At 37.1% G+C, this 15,887-nt stretch carries 16 protein-coding genes; 9 read left to right on the forward strand and 7 right to left on the reverse strand.

What is annotated here, in order from left to right; genetic code table 11:
• Nucleotides 1-111 precede the first annotated feature (111 nt).
• The 3 genes from ZPR_RS02370 to ZPR_RS02380 all read right to left on the reverse strand — a co-directional run bounded on the left by ZPR_RS02370 (nucleotide 112) and on the right by ZPR_RS02380 (nucleotide 4,638).
• Nucleotides 112-456, reverse strand: a complete 345-nt coding sequence (locus ZPR_RS02370; protein ID WP_013070007.1) for a T9SS type A sorting domain-containing protein — start codon at nucleotides 454-456, stop codon at nucleotides 112-114.
• 158 nt (nucleotides 457-614) lie between these two features.
• Nucleotides 615-1,832, reverse strand: coding sequence for a hypothetical protein (locus tag ZPR_RS02375; RefSeq protein WP_013070008.1), 1,218 nt, complete (start codon nucleotides 1,830-1,832; stop codon nucleotides 615-617).
• 52 nt (nucleotides 1,833-1,884) lie between these two features.
• Entirely contained in the window at nucleotides 1,885-4,638 is a 2,754-nt protein-coding gene (locus ZPR_RS02380) for a TonB-dependent receptor (RefSeq protein ID WP_013070009.1), read from the reverse strand.
• A gap of 173 nt (nucleotides 4,639-4,811) precedes the next feature.
• On the opposite strand from ZPR_RS02380, the gene ZPR_RS02385 reads away from it, so the two are divergent.
• On the forward strand, nucleotides 4,812-5,495 hold the full coding sequence (locus ZPR_RS02385) for a response regulator transcription factor (RefSeq protein ID WP_013070010.1): 684 nt from the start codon (nucleotides 4,812-4,814) through the stop codon (nucleotides 5,493-5,495).
• Nucleotides 5,495-6,580 (forward strand): sensor histidine kinase, encoded by a 1,086-nt coding sequence (locus tag ZPR_RS02390; protein WP_041578580.1) that lies wholly within the window; start codon nucleotides 5,495-5,497, stop codon nucleotides 6,578-6,580. Before ZPR_RS02385 ends, ZPR_RS02390 begins: the two co-directional genes overlap by 1 nt.
• Here the strand turns inward: ZPR_RS02390 and ZPR_RS02395 are convergent.
• Nucleotides 6,521-7,570 (reverse strand): glycosyltransferase, encoded by a 1,050-nt coding sequence (locus ZPR_RS02395; protein ID WP_041578582.1) that lies wholly within the window; start codon nucleotides 7,568-7,570, stop codon nucleotides 6,521-6,523. The genes ZPR_RS02390 and ZPR_RS02395 overlap by 60 nt on opposite strands.
• Nucleotides 7,571-7,760: 190 nt before the next feature.
• Here ZPR_RS02395 and trmB point away from each other — a divergent pair, with 190 nt between their 5' ends.
• The 7 genes from trmB (at nucleotide 7,761) to ZPR_RS02430 (ending at nucleotide 12,533) form a co-directional block, all read left to right on the forward strand.
• The gene (trmB, locus tag ZPR_RS02400; RefSeq protein ID WP_013070013.1) at nucleotides 7,761-8,435 is read left to right on the forward strand and encodes a tRNA (guanosine(46)-N7)-methyltransferase TrmB; all 675 of its coding nucleotides are present in this window, start codon (nucleotides 7,761-7,763) and stop codon (nucleotides 8,433-8,435) included.
• A 7-nt stretch (nucleotides 8,436-8,442) separates the two neighbouring features.
• The gene (locus ZPR_RS02405; RefSeq protein ID WP_013070014.1) at nucleotides 8,443-9,066 is read left to right on the forward strand and encodes a LysE family translocator; all 624 of its coding nucleotides are present in this window, start codon (nucleotides 8,443-8,445) and stop codon (nucleotides 9,064-9,066) included.
• Entirely contained in the window at nucleotides 9,063-9,410 is a 348-nt protein-coding gene (locus tag ZPR_RS02410) for an MGMT family protein (RefSeq protein ID WP_013070015.1), read from the forward strand. Before ZPR_RS02405 ends, ZPR_RS02410 begins: the two co-directional genes overlap by 4 nt.
• Before the next feature lie 193 nt (nucleotides 9,411-9,603).
• Nucleotides 9,604-10,746 (forward strand): Mrp/NBP35 family ATP-binding protein, encoded by a 1,143-nt coding sequence (locus tag ZPR_RS02415; protein WP_013070016.1) that lies wholly within the window; start codon nucleotides 9,604-9,606, stop codon nucleotides 10,744-10,746.
• Nucleotides 10,747-10,989, forward strand: a complete 243-nt coding sequence (locus tag ZPR_RS02420) for a NifU family protein (RefSeq protein ID WP_013070017.1) — start codon at nucleotides 10,747-10,749, stop codon at nucleotides 10,987-10,989.
• Nucleotides 10,990-11,102: 113 nt separating this feature from the next.
• Nucleotides 11,103-12,164 carry an NAD(P)/FAD-dependent oxidoreductase gene (locus tag ZPR_RS02425; protein ID WP_013070018.1) on the forward strand — a complete coding sequence of 354 codons (1,062 nt, stop codon included), beginning with the start codon at nucleotides 11,103-11,105 and terminating at the stop codon, nucleotides 12,162-12,164.
• 33 nt (nucleotides 12,165-12,197) lie between these two features.
• On the forward strand, nucleotides 12,198-12,533 hold the full coding sequence (locus ZPR_RS02430; protein ID WP_013070019.1) for a 2Fe-2S iron-sulfur cluster-binding protein: 336 nt from the start codon (nucleotides 12,198-12,200) through the stop codon (nucleotides 12,531-12,533).
• 27 nt (nucleotides 12,534-12,560) lie between these two features.
• Here the strand turns inward: ZPR_RS02430 and ZPR_RS02435 are convergent, their stop codons facing one another.
• The 3 genes from ZPR_RS02435 to ZPR_RS02445 all read right to left on the reverse strand — a co-directional run bounded on the left by ZPR_RS02435 (nucleotide 12,561) and on the right by ZPR_RS02445 (nucleotide 15,656).
• Nucleotides 12,561-13,349, reverse strand: a complete 789-nt coding sequence (locus tag ZPR_RS02435; protein WP_013070020.1) for a DUF3050 domain-containing protein — start codon at nucleotides 13,347-13,349, stop codon at nucleotides 12,561-12,563.
• A 352-nt stretch (nucleotides 13,350-13,701) separates the two neighbouring features.
• Nucleotides 13,702-14,877, reverse strand: a complete 1,176-nt coding sequence (locus ZPR_RS02440) for an acyl-CoA dehydrogenase family protein (RefSeq protein WP_013070022.1) — start codon at nucleotides 14,875-14,877, stop codon at nucleotides 13,702-13,704.
• 56 nt (nucleotides 14,878-14,933) lie between these two features.
• A complete protein-coding gene (locus ZPR_RS02445; protein WP_013070023.1) occupies nucleotides 14,934-15,656 on the reverse strand; it encodes a tRNA1(Val) (adenine(37)-N6)-methyltransferase in 723 nt (240 codons plus the stop codon).
• Nucleotides 15,657-15,887 lie beyond the last annotated feature (231 nt).

Consider the following 15,887-nt stretch of genomic DNA (forward strand, 5'->3'; position numbering starts at 1 on the left):
ACCGCCGTAGTTTACGCAAAGTTAAAAAAGAATATAATTTTCAAATAATTATTGGGAATAATAGCGAATATTATCGCTGGGATGAGTGACGTGGGCCGAAGCCTCTCCTCTTCATTTAACGACGAGCTTACGAGTAGCGATCTCGTTTTGCTCTTTGATCTTTACAATATAGATACCTGCAACAAGAGACGATATGTCTAATTCTTTGCCACGCAGTTTTGTCTTTTTTATCGCTTTCCCTAAAACATTGTAGATTTCGATTTCTTTTTCAAGATTTTTAGTGCTGGTAATGTAGATTTTATCACCTGAAACCGGATTAGGGTAAAGACTAAGGCCTTCTATCGTCTCTACAGTTGTTTTTTTAGCTATACGTGAATCACCCTGCTGAGCAGTTGCGGGAGCAGCTATCAGTAGAAATAATCCTAATATAACACTGTAGAGATAATTTTGTTTCATTCTTTCTTAGTCGGTTATTGCAAACTTACAATAAAAAATCAAAAATCATACCTAAAATTTGCTTAATTCGATAAAATGTATTTTTGTTGTTTTTAACAGATTATGAATAAAAAAGGCTGCAAATAGCAGCCTTTTTTGTTGTTATTTGAATAGTTGAATTACTCCACATCCAGAGAAGGGAACGTGTATCCTGTCCATGCAAAAACTGAAGTATCAGCTCCTGTGTTTCCAGCCCCAACGGTGATAGTGGCACCTTGAGCTTTAATATCAGTAGCATCGATCGCTCCAAGTGCTGTTACATTAATAGAAGTTTCGCTAGATCCGTCTCCAGAATTATCAGTTAGATCGATAAAATCTGAAGCACTTCCGGCGTCTTCATCTTCGGCAGCAATAATAGCAACTACGGCATTGGTAATCGTAGCAGAGCTTCCTCTTCTAATTTTAATCATATCTGCCATGCTGATGGTAGATTGATGATATAGAGTAAGTCCGTCGATAGTAGGATTTGATCTTGGGGAAGCATCATTATTGTTAGAATTACTATCGGCTTCAATACCTCTAGGGTCCTCGGTTACATCATTAAATCCAAATTCTCTGATTCCGTAAAAGTTTTTACCGGTTCCTGTCCAGCCTTCAGTCCAGTCAAACCAATCGTCTTTAGCGTTTACAACAAGTGCATTGGTAACGTCTACCGTTCCGCCAAACCATTCGATACCATCATCATCACCGTATCTTACCATGATATTGCTTATCGAAGTTTCACTACCTACACCATAAAAGGTGAATCCGTTAAATTCCTGGTCACCATTGATTCTTGCTCCGGTATATTCTAAGATCATATAGTCGATAGTTCCAGAATTGTCTGCATCATTATCGCCTCCGTAAGATATACCAGCAACTTCTGTTTCTGCAACATCTCCAGAATTGATTTGTGCGTAACCAGCTAACATAACTCCTCCCCAGTCACCAGCGCGTGGATTCTCTGCGGCTGATGTAACCAGGATAGGGCTATCTGCTGTACCCTGGGCATCAATTTTTCCACCCTGTGATACTGCGATGTATACATTTGTACCTCCAGATCTAGCTTTAATAGTAACACCAGGTTCTATTTTAAGTGTTGCACCATCCATAACCTTTAGGGCTCCGGTAAGCATCCATTCAGTATCAGCTGAAATGGTAATATTAGCTCTAACTTCACCATGTAGATCTTCTGGATCTAAATCGGGATCGTCCTGAGACTCGATTACATCGTCTTTTTGTTCTACGACACCACCATCGTCATCAGTTCCTGGAGTAGGAGTATCATCATCGCTAGAGCAACTTCCTAATAATGTTGCAATGGTAAACATCGAAAGAAATAATTTTGATTTTTTCATAAGTGTTTTTGTTTAATTGAAATTTGATTTATATAAGAGTGTTTGTTACTGATTATAAGCTGTAACTAAGTCCTACGGAGAATACAGTCCCTTTTTTAAAATTATTGATTGTATTAGTGCCTCCGTTTATATCATCCTGAGTCAATTTGAATTCGGGATCTAAAATGTTCTTTATTTTAGCGTTTATTCCCCAGTGTTTCGAAATAGTGCCTGTAGCAATAAAATCTAATGTAGGAATTCCGGTTTCTACAATGTTTCCTTGTTGCTGCACACCTAAGGAATAAATACGATCACTGAAGTAGTTTAGAACAACAGAAGACATCAAATTAAATTTATTGCTATCGTAATTATAAGTTAGATCTGTATTAAGAACCCATGGAGATGCGCCTTCCAATTCATCTTCGCTATTAGTAAAGTTTGTACTTCTGTTTGATAAATCTTGTCTTGAATATAAATACGAGGTGTTTAAACCAAAGGCTAACTCATGTTTTTTGCTTTCGCCAGATTCAATGTTAAAGACCGTTTTACGAACTTCTAATTCTGCTCCGGCAACATCTGCTTCAGCTCCAGAATTGATGTAAGAAAGTTGGTTAGCAGCCGAGTTTACCTGTACCCTGTTTATAGGATTTTTAATTTTTTTGTAAAATCCGGTTAAAGATATGATTTGATTACCACCGAAGTAAAATTCATATTTCATATCCAAGTTGTAGTTGTCAGAAGCTTCTAAATTTGGGTTACCAAAACTTGAGAAGTTTACATCTTCATAAAGAAATGGAGCAACTTCTTTAAATTGCGGAAAAGTATAGGTTTTGCTACCTGTTAGTCTTAAAATGCTATTTTCGTTAAAGTTATATTTTGCCGTAAAACTTGGTAGGAAATAGGTGTTTTCTATCGTAGAAGGATCTGTGTTTTGATTATTTTCACTGCTAGATAGGTTGGTGTCCCAGTTTACATACTGATCGATATGTTCTACACGTAGGCCTGCATTTAAGGTAAATGCTTCATTAAATTTATAGAAAGCATTTGTGAAACCGGCATGGATATCTTTTTCTCCTTCATAGAAAAATGGGTCGAGTGGATTAAAATCATCACCAAAACCACTATTGGTTACTAATCTAAAAGTTCCATTAGATAAATTTTCCTGGTTAAAAACTAGATCTGGATTATTAGGATTTACATTAACCGGAGAGCCAAAATCATGATTAAATTGTAAAAAGTTAAATCTTCTATCTGTATTTCGATAGTCATAACCTACATTAATAATCCCTTTTTGCTGCTCTTTACTATCCGCAGCTCCAAAAGCATAAGCTGCATTTAAATGGCCTACAATTTCGTTTTCTTCAAGATCAGAGAAGAAACGTAAATTGTATCCAGGTGTACCTACCGCCACACGGTAATTGTCATTAGTTTGATTATATACAAAAGTGTTTTGTCTACGATCGGGCTCATTTGCTCTTGTCATATTGTAACCTATGCTGGCTTGTAAACTAATCCTGTCTGTTAAGGCAAATTCACTTAAAAGCTGATTAACAAATACGGTATTGTCGTTAACCTGCTGTCTTTTTATATAAGCAGAGTCGTCTGTTTCCTCAGATATATTTGCAGATTGCCCAAAATAATTCCCAACGCTCTGAGTGTTATTATGAATGTATAAAGAATTGAAGCTTAGATTATTTTCGCCAAAACCATAGTCTAAATTCGCCATTAATATTTGAGATACATTATATTGGTATTTTTGAAAATCAAGATCTCTAAGGGGAAGTCCCTGAGCGTTGATCTCTTTTGTGTTTCCTTCATTATAGCTGTATTTACTATCGAAAGATCCTATTAGTAAGGTTTTTAGGTTGTTATCTCCAATATCGAATTTTTTCCCAAGTTGGAAATTACCATTGGTGTTGATCTGAGAATTTTGATTGTTAGATCCCATAGAATTTTCAAAACTGTAAGTATCTAAGCTAGTTATAGGGCTATCTGAAGATAAGCCATAACCAAACCAGGAAGTTCCGTCCACAGTTTCGAAATCTTCGTTTACAGCTCTATTGTTAAATCCAGAACCGAAACCAACCTTTATAGTTTCTTTGCCGTATAATTCTTTGGAAATAATATTAATGTTAGCACCTGCAAAATCTCCATAAAGAGAACTTTGAAAAGTTTTATTAATTCCAACACTATTGATAATGTTACTGTCAAAAAAATCCAGTGCCACGTTTTTGTATTCCGGGTCTTCAGAAGGTAATGGTAAGCCGTTAAGCGTAGTAGAGTTATAACGATCACCAAGACCTCTAACAAAAACATTCTTAACTCCCTCTTGTTTGCTAACACCAGCCATTTTAGTAAGTGCACCTTGTGCATCACCTACGCCTTTTCTTGCTAGCTCTTGGGCACTAATATTTTCAATCATTTCTATAGCTCCCTTTTGCTCTAGCAACAATGCAACTTCACTATCCCTTCTGGATACTGTTGTGATTACGACTTCATCTAAAGTAGCGGCGCTGGCGCCAAGACCTGTATTAATTTCGGTAACTTTATCGGCAACCACCTTTACATTTGGTATTTCCAAGGTTTCGTAACCAACAAAACTAAAGACCACGGTATAGGTACCCGGCTCAATTTTGTCCAGTACATAAAGACCGTCATAGTCTGATGTTGTTCCTTTAGAAGTTCCTTTAATAGTTACGTTGGCAAACGGTAGTGGTTCGCCGTTCATCTCGCGATCGGTAAGTTTCCCCGCGATAGAACCTGTTGTTTCTTGTGCATTTACTATACTAGTAAGTAAAAATGCAATTAGTACTAAAAATTTATTCATCCCTTTGTTTGATTCTTGAGTGCAAATTAAAGGGGGGTATGTAAAGCTTGTGTTAACCGCAAATTAACGCTTTGTCATTTTAGTGTTATGTAAAGGTTACTAAATAAATGCTTAAATTGTAGATTCAAATTAATAATTACATTTACCGCGTATTTGTTAAAATCGATACTAAAATGAAGAAAAAAGACATCAGAATCCTTCTGGTAGATGACGAACCAGATATCCTGGAGATCGTAGGCTACAATCTTTCTGCAGAAGGTTATCAGGTAATCACTGCTGATAATGGCGCAGAGGCGGTAAAGGTGGCGAAGAAAAAATCACCACATTTAATTATACTGGATGTGATGATGCCAGGTATGGATGGGATAGAAGCCTGTGAGCAAATGCGAAAAATACCAGAGTTAGAAGATACCATTATTACTTTTTTAACCGCCAGAGGAGAAGATTACTCACAAATGGCAGGTTTTGATGCCGGTGCAGATGATTATATTACCAAGCCTATAAAGCCAAAAGTTTTAGTAAGTAAGGTAAAAGCATTACTTAGAAGGTTTAGGGATGAAGAAACAGGCTCTAATATTGTAAAGGTAGGAGAGATTGTTATTAATAGAGATGAATATAAAGTAGTGAAGAATAAAGAGGAGATGATTTTGCCTCGTAAAGAATTTGAATTACTTTCACTATTAGCCTCTAAGCCAGGAAAGGTATTTAAAAGAGAGGATATTCTTGATAAAGTTTGGGGTAACGAAGTTGTTGTTGGCGGGCGTACTATAGATGTACATATTCGTAAATTAAGAGAAAAAATAGGTGACGACAGCTTTAAAACCGTAAAAGGAGTTGGTTATAAGTTTGTAGTTTAATGGCGAAAAAATTTAAGAAGTCCTACACATTTGCAATAAAGACCTCTTTATATCTAACCTTGTTTTTAAGCGGTCTATGGACTGCTTTTTCTTATTTTTCCGGGAACTTTCATTGGTGGGCACTGATGGGATTTGCATTGGTTTGCTACACGTTTTCCTTTTTTATTACACAATATCGGGTAGAGAATTTTATCTATAAAAGGATTAAGAAAATTTACGACGATGTTTCCTTATTAGACTCTTCTACCCTAAACCCTAATCAGGTTACAACAGATATGGCTTCACTTACCAGAGAGGTAGAGAAATTTGCTGAACATAAAAAACTTGAGATCGAGACTTTAAAGGTGCGCGAGAATTACCGTAAAGAATTTATGGGAAATGTTTCGCACGAGTTAAAGACACCACTGTTTACCGTACAGGGATATATTTTAACTTTATTGGACGGGGCGATGAAAGATAAAAGCGTTCGTAAAAAATATCTGCAACGCGCCAGTAAAGGAGTAGAGCGCCTTATCTATATCGTAAAAGATCTGGATATGATCACCAAATTAGAAACAGGTGATTTACATCTTTATATCGAAGATTTTGATATTGTTGAATTAATTCAAAACACCTTTGATCTATTAGAGATGAAAGCAGCTAAAAAGAATATAACCCTTACGTTTGATATGGATTATCAGGAAGCGATCTGGGTAAGAGCGGATGAGGAAAGAATTCAGCAGGTTATTACAAACCTGGTAGTCAATTCCATTAAGTACGGCAAAGAAGGCGGTACTACAGAGATTAGTATAGAAAATCTAATTAAAAACAAAGTGATTGTTAGGGTTACCGATAACGGTGAAGGAATCGCTAAAACTAATATTCCGCGTTTATTTGAACGTTTTTATCGTGTAGATAAAAGTGGTTCCCGAAAAGAAGGGGGCTCCGGTTTAGGTTTATCAATTGTTAAGCACATCATAGAGGCCCATAGTGAAAAAATCTATGTAGAAAGTGTATTTGGGGTGGGGAGTGAATTTTCATTTACGCTAGAAAAGAGTAAAGAGATCCCTAAAAGGGTACTCGAAACTGAAATTGCTGAAGCCTGAAAAATCCTCTAAATTTTCCAATTTCTCTAAAGAGAAGTTTTCTTGTTTACAATGCGGGGCAATACCAAGTTTTTCCAAACGCTCAGCCAGATATTCCTGTTCAAACTGTCCCGGGGTTGGTATAAAAAAAGCTTTCGCTTCAATCTTATAAAGATCCATAATCGTGGTGTAGCCGGATCTTGCTATAACGTATTTACAACTATTCATGGCTTGTTGCAAAAATGCTCCATAAAGATGGTTTCTAATATTGATATTGGTGTTTTTCAAGCTCATTTCTTCCACGGAAAAAACACCTCTTATAAATAAAATCCTGTGTTCGGTATCTTTAAAAGCATCCAGTAGACGCTTTTCTAAAAAGCTTCGCTGCGGCTCGGGACCGGATAGAATAATCAGGTAATCATAAACTATGGGTAAAGAGCGTTTTTCGATTCTGCTTAAAGGGCCTATATATTTTATGGCGGAATTCTCTGTTTTTAGGTGTCCCAATATACCGCTTAGATTTTTACTGCCTGGTAGGTCAGGTACCCAGCATTCGTCAAATTTTTCAATATATTTTTGCTGAATTTTGCTACTGAAGTAGGTGGTGTTTCCTGAAAGGACCTGAAGTTGATGAGTGATAAATACACATCTTAATTGCTTATTTCTTACTCCCCAGCGATTATCTGAAATGATTCCCGAAATTTGATAATCCCGAATAATACCCTGTGTCATTTTTTTTTCAGCTTTAATGACATTTAAAATACGTGGGCTGTCAAAAAGTAATTTCCATTTTAAGTTTCCGGGATCTTCGGTATATTTTATATTATATGATGGTAATTCCAGACAAATAATATGTGGGAATTCTTTTTTTAAAAGTCGTAAGGCATCACCATCAGAAGCTAAAACAGGTTCGTAATCGTTTTTTAGCAGTGCTTTTATAATGGGTATGCATCTGGTAGCATGTCCCAGTCCCCAATTTAAGGCCGCAACTAAAATTCGTTTTTTTTGCATATTGCAAATATAAATTCGTAGAAGCTTCAGCCGGTTTTTAAGCATTAAAAAAACATCACGAAATTTTTAAATCTCCATGGCAATTTTCTAAAAGCTTGTGTTTGAATCCTGAAATTATACATTTGTAGTATTAACTTTGCTAAAAACTGAAATATAATTCTATAAATTTGCCGAAAATCAAATTTCAGCTGTGGGAAGTAAGAATAAATTAAAACGTTTTAAAGAGAACGAAACATTTTCAAATGTCATTCAGCCAACAAGGGAGATGCTTACCGAGGCCGACTTTCAATATAAGGGAAAATGGAATGCTGATTTTTTTAAAAATGATCAGCCAATTATTTTAGAATTAGGATGCGGTAAGGGCGAATATAGTGTTGGATTGGCGCAGGCTTTTCCAGAAAAGAATTTTATCGGAATCGATATTAAAGGGGCTCGTTTTTGGCGCGGAGCTAAAACAGCTTTAGAAGAAGGATTGGATAATGTGGGGTTTTTAAGAACGCAAATCGAACTTATCGATTATGCTTTTGCTGAAAATGAGGTTAGTGAAATTTGGATTACATTTCCGGATCCGCAGATTAAATATAAACGAACCAAACACCGCTTAACAAACACCGGTTTTTTACAGAAGTATAAAAAGATACTGAAACCCGATGGGGTGGTAAATCTAAAAACCGATAGTGAATTTATGCATGGTTACACTTTAGGCCTGTTACATGGTGCAGGGCACGAAGTTATGTATGCTAACCACCATGTCTATAAAAATGAAGGGGCTCCAAAAGAGGTGACCAGGATACAAACTTTCTACGAAAAACAGTATCTTGAGAAGGGAAAACCAATTACTTATATTAAATTTAGAATAAAATAACAGGTTGTTGGAAGAAGCAAAAATTTTTCTCATTGTTTATTTCGCGGCGCTTTTTGGAGTTTTGCCGCCTGGTTTGGTGAATATGACTGTCGCTAAAACCTGTATTGAACGTGGTAAGAAAAATGGGATGCTTGTAGCTATAGGAGCTTCGGTAGTAATTCTTCTTCAGGCCTTTATTGCCGTTTTATTAGCCAAGTATATTTTTGAGCACGAATTCGTGAGAAGGATTATGCTGAGGGCTGCTTTGGTTATATTCAGTATTTTAGGAGTGTATTTCTTTGTTCAGGCTAAAAAGAAAAAAGGTATGCCTGCACATTCCAAGAAAAAGGAAAATAGTAGTTTATATAAGGGGATGATTATAGCTGCATTAAATATTTTTCCCATCCCTTATTTTTGTGCTATTGCCGGTGCTTTTAACGTAGGGGTTGGCGTTAGTTATAACTGGTTTAAAATTATTGCCTTTGCAGTCGCAGCGTCGCTTGGTAGTTTTACCAGTTTGTATCTGTATGTACTTTCCTTTATTAAGATTGAAAAAAAGGCAGAGCGATTCGCGAAATATTCTAACTACTTTATGGCAGGTTTAATGGCGGTGCTTGTCGTTATTACCATTATTAGAATATACAATTCATGAGTACGGTAGATAAATCTGGTTTTTTTGAAAAAGTATATAAGGTAGCCGCGCAAATTCCTGAAGGCCGAGTAACTTCTTACGGTGCTATTGCCAAATATCTTGGTGCCGCAAAAAGTGCCAGAATGGTAGGTTGGGCCATGAATGCTTCTAAAAACAGGGAAGATGTTCCTGCGCATCGGGTAGTCAACCGAAATGGTATGCTTACCGGTAAAAGTCATTTTGGGGGTTCTAATGCCATGCAACAATTGCTGGAGGCTGAGGGTGTGAAGATAAGGGAGATGAAAGTCCTTGATTTTGATTCTGTTTTTTGGGACCCAATGACCCAATTGGAGGAGCCGTATTAAGAAATATCTTTCTGTAAGGTTTTAGATGTTGGCTATACTAAATGGAAGGTGTTTCCTATTCGGGAAAGCGGAATTAATTATGTTTATCATAGAATAGATCAATTCTTTATAAATGCTTCGTGTTCTTAGCATTTCAAAGTATATTTGCATTTAGAATCGATCTAATTAAAAGATATTCTGACTAAAAATTTTTATGAAATTAGATAGAAAAGAAATAATCAGAGCATTAGAATCTATTAGTGTTGCCGGAGAAGGTAAAAACATGGTAGAAGGAGGTGCTTTGCAAAACGTTATGACTTTTGGTGATGAGGTTATTGTCGATCTAGTATTAAGTTCGCCTGCACTTCATATAAAAAAGAGGGCAGAGGTAGATGTGATGAAAGCTATTCACGAAAAAGTCTATGAAAAAGCAAAAATAAAAGTAAATATTAAGGTTGAAGCACCTGCTACTGAGAAAAAGGCGCCTGAGATTAAAGGAAAACCAATTCCCGGTATTAAAAATATAATTGCCGTAGCCTCAGGAAAAGGAGGTGTAGGAAAATCTACTGTTACAGCAAATTTAGCGGTTACTTTATCCAAAATGGGCTTTAAAGTGGGTGTTTTAGATGCAGATATTTATGGTCCATCAGTACCTATCATGTTTGATGTGGCGGCAGAGCGCCCATTATCTGTGAATGTTGACGGAAAATCTAAAATGAAGCCAGTAGAAAATTATGGAGTTAAAATACTTTCTATAGGGTTTTTTACCAAACCCAACCAGGCTGTGATCTGGAGAGGGCCAATGGCTGCTAAAGCACTAAATCAAATGATTTTTGATGCCGCCTGGGGAGCTCTTGATTTTCTTTTAGTCGATTTGCCTCCGGGAACGGGGGATATTCACCTTTCTATCATGCAATCGCTTCCTATTACCGGTGCTGTTGTGGTGAGTACACCACAAAATGTAGCATTAGCAGATGCTAAAAAAGGAGTGGCGATGTTTCAGCAGGAAAGTATAAACGTACCAGTGCTGGGTATTGTTGAAAATATGGCGTATTTTACCCCACAGGAGTTGCCAAATAACAAGTATTATATTTTTGGCGAGCAGGGAGCTAAAAACCTTTCTGAAGATTTACAGGTGCCGTTTTTAGGAGAAATTCCATTGGTGCAAAGTCTTAGAGAGTCAGGTGATATTGGTCGTCCTGCGGCGCTTCAGGAAGAAACCCCTTTAGAGGAATCTTTTAAGGAGATTACCAGAAATATGGTTCAGGAAACGGTAAATAGAAACAAAAGCTTACCTCCAACCGAGGCGATTAAGATCACCACGATGGCTGGATGTAGTGCGGTTAAAACTAAGTAAATGACAAGCGAAGAAATAAAACTTAATGTAGAGAAGGCATTAGCCGAAATTCGCCCTTTTTTAGAAAGTGATGGGGGGGATATCTCTTTGGTTGCGATTGAAGACGACCGTTTAGTAAAGGTACAGTTAGAGGGGGCTTGTGTGGGTTGCTCTGTAAATCAAATGACTTTAAAGTCTGGGGTAGAAATGACTATTAAAAAGTATGTGCCCCAGATAGAGGAAGTAATAAATATCCAGAAGTAATTTATCAGGACAAACTTGTGAGGTAGTGATTAGAAATAGGTTTTTATTTCGGGAGAAGTCGCGAAGTATTTAATCTCGGTTATTGAGTAAGCCTCCAAATTAACCTAAACAGTATGATTAAAACAGATATGATAATTGTTGGTGCAGGACCAACAGGCCTTTTTACTGTTTTTGAAGCAGGATTGTTAAAATTAAAATGTCATCTTATCGACGCCTTACCACAACCTGGGGGGCAATGTTCAGAAATATATCCTAAGAAACCCATATATGATATTCCCGGTTTTCCAGAAGTGCTCGCAGGAGATCTTGTAAGTAATTTAATGGAGCAAATTAAAGCTTTTGAACCAGGTTTTACTTTGGGTGAGCGTGCTGAAACCATCGATAAACAAGAAGACGGTAGTTTTATAGTAACTACCAATAAAGGAACAAAGCACCATGCGCCGGTAGTTGTTATTGCCGGTGGTTTAGGAAGTTTCGAGCCCAGAAAACCACCTATTCCCAATATTATAGATTTTGAGGATAAAGGTGTAGCATATATGATTAAAGAACCAGAAGTGTATCGCGATAAAAAAGTAGTTATTGCGGGCGGAGGTGATTCTGCTTTAGACTGGGCTATTTTTCTTGCCGATGTAGCTTCAGAGGTTTCTTTAGTTCACAGGAGACAGGAGTTTAGAGGAGCTTTAGATTCCGTAGAAAAGGTAGAAGAATTATCCAAAATTGGTAAGATAAAGCTGGTGACCAATGCTGAGATTGTTGATCTTAAAGGAGAAGAAGACCTGGAAGCAGTTGTAATAAGACATAAGGATACGGCTCTTGGAGAAGAGATTAAAGAAACCGATTATTTTATTCCTTTATTTGGTTTATCACCAAAGCTGGGCCCAATTGGTGATTGGGGACTGGAAATTGAAAAGAACGCTATAAAAGTTGATAATACGTATGATTATCAAACTAATATCCCTGGTGTGTATGCAGTTGGGGATGTAAATACTTATCCTGGTAAATTAAAGTTGATTCTTTGCGGTTTTCATGAAGCTGCAATTATGTGCCAGAGTGCTTATCAACGTATATTTCCTGATAAGAAATACGTGATGAAATATACGACCGTAAGTGGGGTTAATGGTTTCGACGGAAGTAGGAAAGAAGCTAAGAAAGAAGTAGTTAAAAGTATAAATTAGTAGTAGAAGTGTAAAGCTTCAAAATATTGAGACATGTCTGATATAAAAATAACCATCATTGACAGGGAAGGAGAAGCACATACTGTAGATGCACCTACAGATATGAATATGAACTTAATGGAAGTAATTCGTTCTTACGAACTAGCACCTGAAGGTACGATTGGTATCTGTGGTGGGATGGCCATGTGTGCGTCCTGCCAGTGTTACGTGCTTAATTTGGAGCATATGTTACCGGAGCAGAGTTTTGAAGAGGAAGATATGTTGGATCAGGCATTCTTTGTAGAGGATAATAGCCGATTAAGTTGCCAAATTCCAATTACGGAAGATCTGGATGGTCTGGAAGTTAAATTAGCACCGGAGTCTACTTAGAAAAAAACAAACACAACAGCCAGTTCTTTAAGAATTGGCTGTTGTGTTTGTAAGCAATTCAATTTCACGTTCTATACCGTCCCATAGTTCGATTCGGGCGTCTAGAGCTTGTTTGGCAATGGTTTCAACTTCCTGCCATTTGTCGGTATCTTTTCCACAAAGGTGTTCAATCATTTCAAAGGCCATCGGCCCATGTTCATCATCATCCAGTTCTATGTGGCGGTCAAAGTAATATTTGAATAATTGTAAGTCTTTTTCAGGAAAATTCTTCTGGATATTTCCGATGATAGAAGTAAACATCCCAGGGATTAATCCTTCCCTTCCAAAGGTAAATGCAGAGGCTATTTTGTGTGGTTTGCCTTCAGAAATGGTTTCAAAAGTAAATTTTAAAAACTGTTTGATACTCCAGGGTAAATCACTTGCTGCAATAATTAAGTATATATCGGTACCATGAATGACCTGATCTAAAAAACTATGGATTTTGGTTGTATTTGCTCCTGCTTTTTCCATAGCATCAATGTACATCTCGTAATGGCTTTGGTGTTTTCCGTAGAAATTAACATCGGTTTCCTCGGCCAGGACAATTTCATTGATTAAATATCTGGTTTCAGGATTCCCAACCGGGAACCAGGGGTTAGTAGTTTTAGTGAGATTTTGCTGTAAGGCCTTTAATAAAGACATAAAATCCCAAACAGCAAAAACGTGATGCTCCATAAATACCTGCAACTCTTTTGGAGACCTTACTTTTGAATATAGGGAGTGATTTAATAAAGTTTCTACCTGTGGTTTTAGGGCTTTATTGATGTCTTTAATCATAACTTGACTTAAATTTGCCGCAAAAATACTTGTTGGCAAGGGATTTTAAAATTGTAACAGTCTTTTTACAGATTGTTAATAGCAAATTTCGGTAATTCTGGTTAAATTGAAAGGTATTATGATTGGATTAATTCATTTTAATATCATTATTTTTTATTCTGAGAAATCTAAGGATTTTCTTAGGGTAGAAGGGGTAGTGCCTAAAAAGCAAATGAAATTAAAAACCAAATGCTGCGAGAAATATAACAAGGGCAAGCGTTGTAAGCGTTGCCCTTGTTTTGATCTTTTATGATGCTATTTTATCGAAATTTGATCGTCATAGGGGAAAGTGTAATGGACAAGCATTAGAATTTTAAAAAGCGGAGTGCCCCGTAATATCCATTCCCGTAATCAAAAGGTGAATGTCGTGAGTACCTTCGTAGGTGACAACACTTTCCAGGTTCATCATATGGCGCATAATGCTGTATTCTCCTGTTATGCCCATCGCTCCTAAAACCTGCCGAGCTTCCCTGGCAATTTTTAAGGCCATATCAACATTGTTTCTTTTGGCCATGGATATTTGTGCTGAAGATGCTTTTCCTTCGTTTTTAAGCGTTCCTAATCGCCATGCTAATAACTGGGCCTTGGTAATCTCAGTAATCATTTCAGCTAATTTTTTCTGCTGAAGTTGCTTTTCCGCGATAGGTTTTCCAAACTGGATTCTTTCTTTAGCATAACGTAATGCGGTATCATAACAATCCATGGCAGCTCCAATAGCGCCCCAAGCGATTCCATATCTGGCAGAATCAAGGCAGCCAAGTGGTGCGCCCAATCCGTTTTTTTGGGGTAAAAGATTTTCTTTTGGAATTTTTACATTATTAAAAATAAGTTCACCAGTGGCGCTGGCACGAAGCGACCATTTATTGTGAGTTTCTGGAGTAGAGAAGCCTTCCATGCCACGTTCCACAATAAGTCCGTGTATCCTACCTTCTTCGTTTTTGGCCCATACTACTGCTATATCTGCAAAAGGTGCATTAGAAATCCATAATTTTGCTCCGTTAAGTAGGTAATGATCTCCTTTATCCTTAAAATTAGTGAGCATTCCACCGGGATTCGAGCCAAAATCTGGTTCGGTTAAACCAAAGCATCCTATCAATTCTCCGGCAGCTAATTTAGGAAGATATTTTTTCTTTTGTTCTTCAGATCCATATGCGTAGATGGGATACATAACCAGAGATGATTGTACTGAAGCGGTAGAGCGTATGCCGCTATCACCCCTTTCGATTTCTTGCATTATGATTCCGTATGAAATCTGATCTAAGCCGGCGCCACCATAATCTTCAGGAATATAGGGGCCAAAAGCACCAATATCAGCTAAACCTTTTAGTAAAGTTTTTGGGAATTCTGCTTTTTGAGCGGCATCCTCAATAATAGGGCTTAACTCTTTTTTTACCCAGGCGCGAGTGGCCTCTCGTACCATTTTATGTTCGTCGCTTAGTAAGTCGTCAAGATTGTAATAATCTGGTGCTGTAAAAAGATCTGGTTTCATTTGCAATGTGTAGTTTCATTAAATGTAACCAAGTTTTTAATAGGAATCAATAGAAATTACATTTTCAGGTAGAAAGGGGCGACCAGTTTTTGATAGGTTGGGGTATATTGATGTCTTTCATGTTCAATAGTTAATTCATCTTTTAAAACTTCAATAGGTTCTAACCCCAATAGAATTAGGCATCTTTTTATTTCTGAAGTATGCGTTCCTTTTACATAAGTAATTTTTTTAGGGAAAAGATTAAAATCACCGGCGAGTTCTAGAAAATCCTGTTCCTGGCTTTTAGGAATAATAACGGCCAGTCTTCCTTTTTCTGAAAGAAGATAAGTTGCGCCTTCTAGCAAAAGTTGAAAAGGTAAAGCGTCCTGAAAACGTGCCATATCGCGTGCTTCTGAAGCAGTTTTATAATCTGAATTGTAGAATGGTGGATTGGAAATAATCAAATCATATTTTTCTTCGTCCTGCATTTCTTCTACAAATTCACCAAACTCGGCATGATAACAAAAAAGACGATCTCCCCAGTCACTATGTTCAAAATTTTCTACAGCCTGTTCGTAGGCATTCTCATCTATTTCAATAGCATCTATAAGTTGCGCTGAGGAACGCTGTGCCATCATAAGGGCAATGACACCGGTACCGGTGCCCACATCCAAAATGCTATCTGTATCTTCTAAAAGATCTACCCATGCGCCTAAAAGTACACCGTCTGTTCCTATTTTCATAGCACAGCGATCCTGATGGATTTCGAATTGTTTGAATTTAAATGGTTTTGATGACATAGAATTAAAGAGAGACTATCACTATCTAAAAAGTCAATTTTTGCCAGGTTGTTCCGATAGCTATCGGAATTGTTTAAGGATGTTTTGGATATTTTTTAGACAGCTATTTTGTTAGAAAATGATTTTTATTGTAGTTACCTATACCAATCTCGTTATAGGGAAAAATTGGAGCATGTAATGCTCGCTTATCGAGTAAAATAAAAAAACCGCTTCAACTGAAGCGGTTTTTAT

The sequence above is a fragment of the Zunongwangia profunda SM-A87 genome (genome assembly GCF_000023465.1).
Lineage (GTDB): Bacteria > Bacteroidota > Bacteroidia > Flavobacteriales > Flavobacteriaceae > Zunongwangia > Zunongwangia profunda.

Excerpts from the sequence above, each read along its gene's own strand:
- ZPR_RS02370 (WP_013070007.1), bottom strand. The coding sequence starts at position 456 with ATGAAACAAAATTATCTCTACAGTGTTATATTAGGATTATTTCTACTG.
- ZPR_RS02375 (WP_013070008.1), bottom strand. The coding sequence starts at position 1,832 with ATGAAAAAATCAAAATTATTTCTTTCGATGTTTACCATTGCAACATTA.
- ZPR_RS02380 (WP_013070009.1), bottom strand. The coding sequence starts at position 4,638 with ATGAATAAATTTTTAGTACTAATTGCATTTTTACTTACTAGTATAGTA.
- ZPR_RS02385 (WP_013070010.1), top strand. The coding sequence starts at position 4,812 with ATGAAGAAAAAAGACATCAGAATCCTTCTGGTAGATGACGAACCAGAT.
- ZPR_RS02390 (WP_041578580.1), top strand. The coding sequence starts at position 5,495 with ATGGCGAAAAAATTTAAGAAGTCCTACACATTTGCAATAAAGACCTCT.
- ZPR_RS02395 (WP_041578582.1), bottom strand. The coding sequence starts at position 7,570 with ATGCAAAAAAAACGAATTTTAGTTGCGGCCTTAAATTGGGGACTGGGA.
- ZPR_RS02410 (WP_013070015.1), top strand. The coding sequence starts at position 9,063 with ATGAGTACGGTAGATAAATCTGGTTTTTTTGAAAAAGTATATAAGGTA.
- ZPR_RS02415 (WP_013070016.1), top strand. The coding sequence starts at position 9,604 with ATGAAATTAGATAGAAAAGAAATAATCAGAGCATTAGAATCTATTAGT.
- ZPR_RS02420 (WP_013070017.1), top strand. The coding sequence starts at position 10,747 with ATGACAAGCGAAGAAATAAAACTTAATGTAGAGAAGGCATTAGCCGAA.
- ZPR_RS02425 (WP_013070018.1), top strand. The coding sequence starts at position 11,103 with ATGATTAAAACAGATATGATAATTGTTGGTGCAGGACCAACAGGCCTT.
- ZPR_RS02430 (WP_013070019.1), top strand. The coding sequence starts at position 12,198 with ATGTCTGATATAAAAATAACCATCATTGACAGGGAAGGAGAAGCACAT.
- ZPR_RS02435 (WP_013070020.1), bottom strand. The coding sequence starts at position 13,349 with ATGATTAAAGACATCAATAAAGCCCTAAAACCACAGGTAGAAACTTTA.
- ZPR_RS02440 (WP_013070022.1), bottom strand. The coding sequence starts at position 14,877 with ATGAAACCAGATCTTTTTACAGCACCAGATTATTACAATCTTGACGAC.
- ZPR_RS02445 (WP_013070023.1), bottom strand. The coding sequence starts at position 15,656 with ATGTCATCAAAACCATTTAAATTCAAACAATTCGAAATCCATCAGGAT.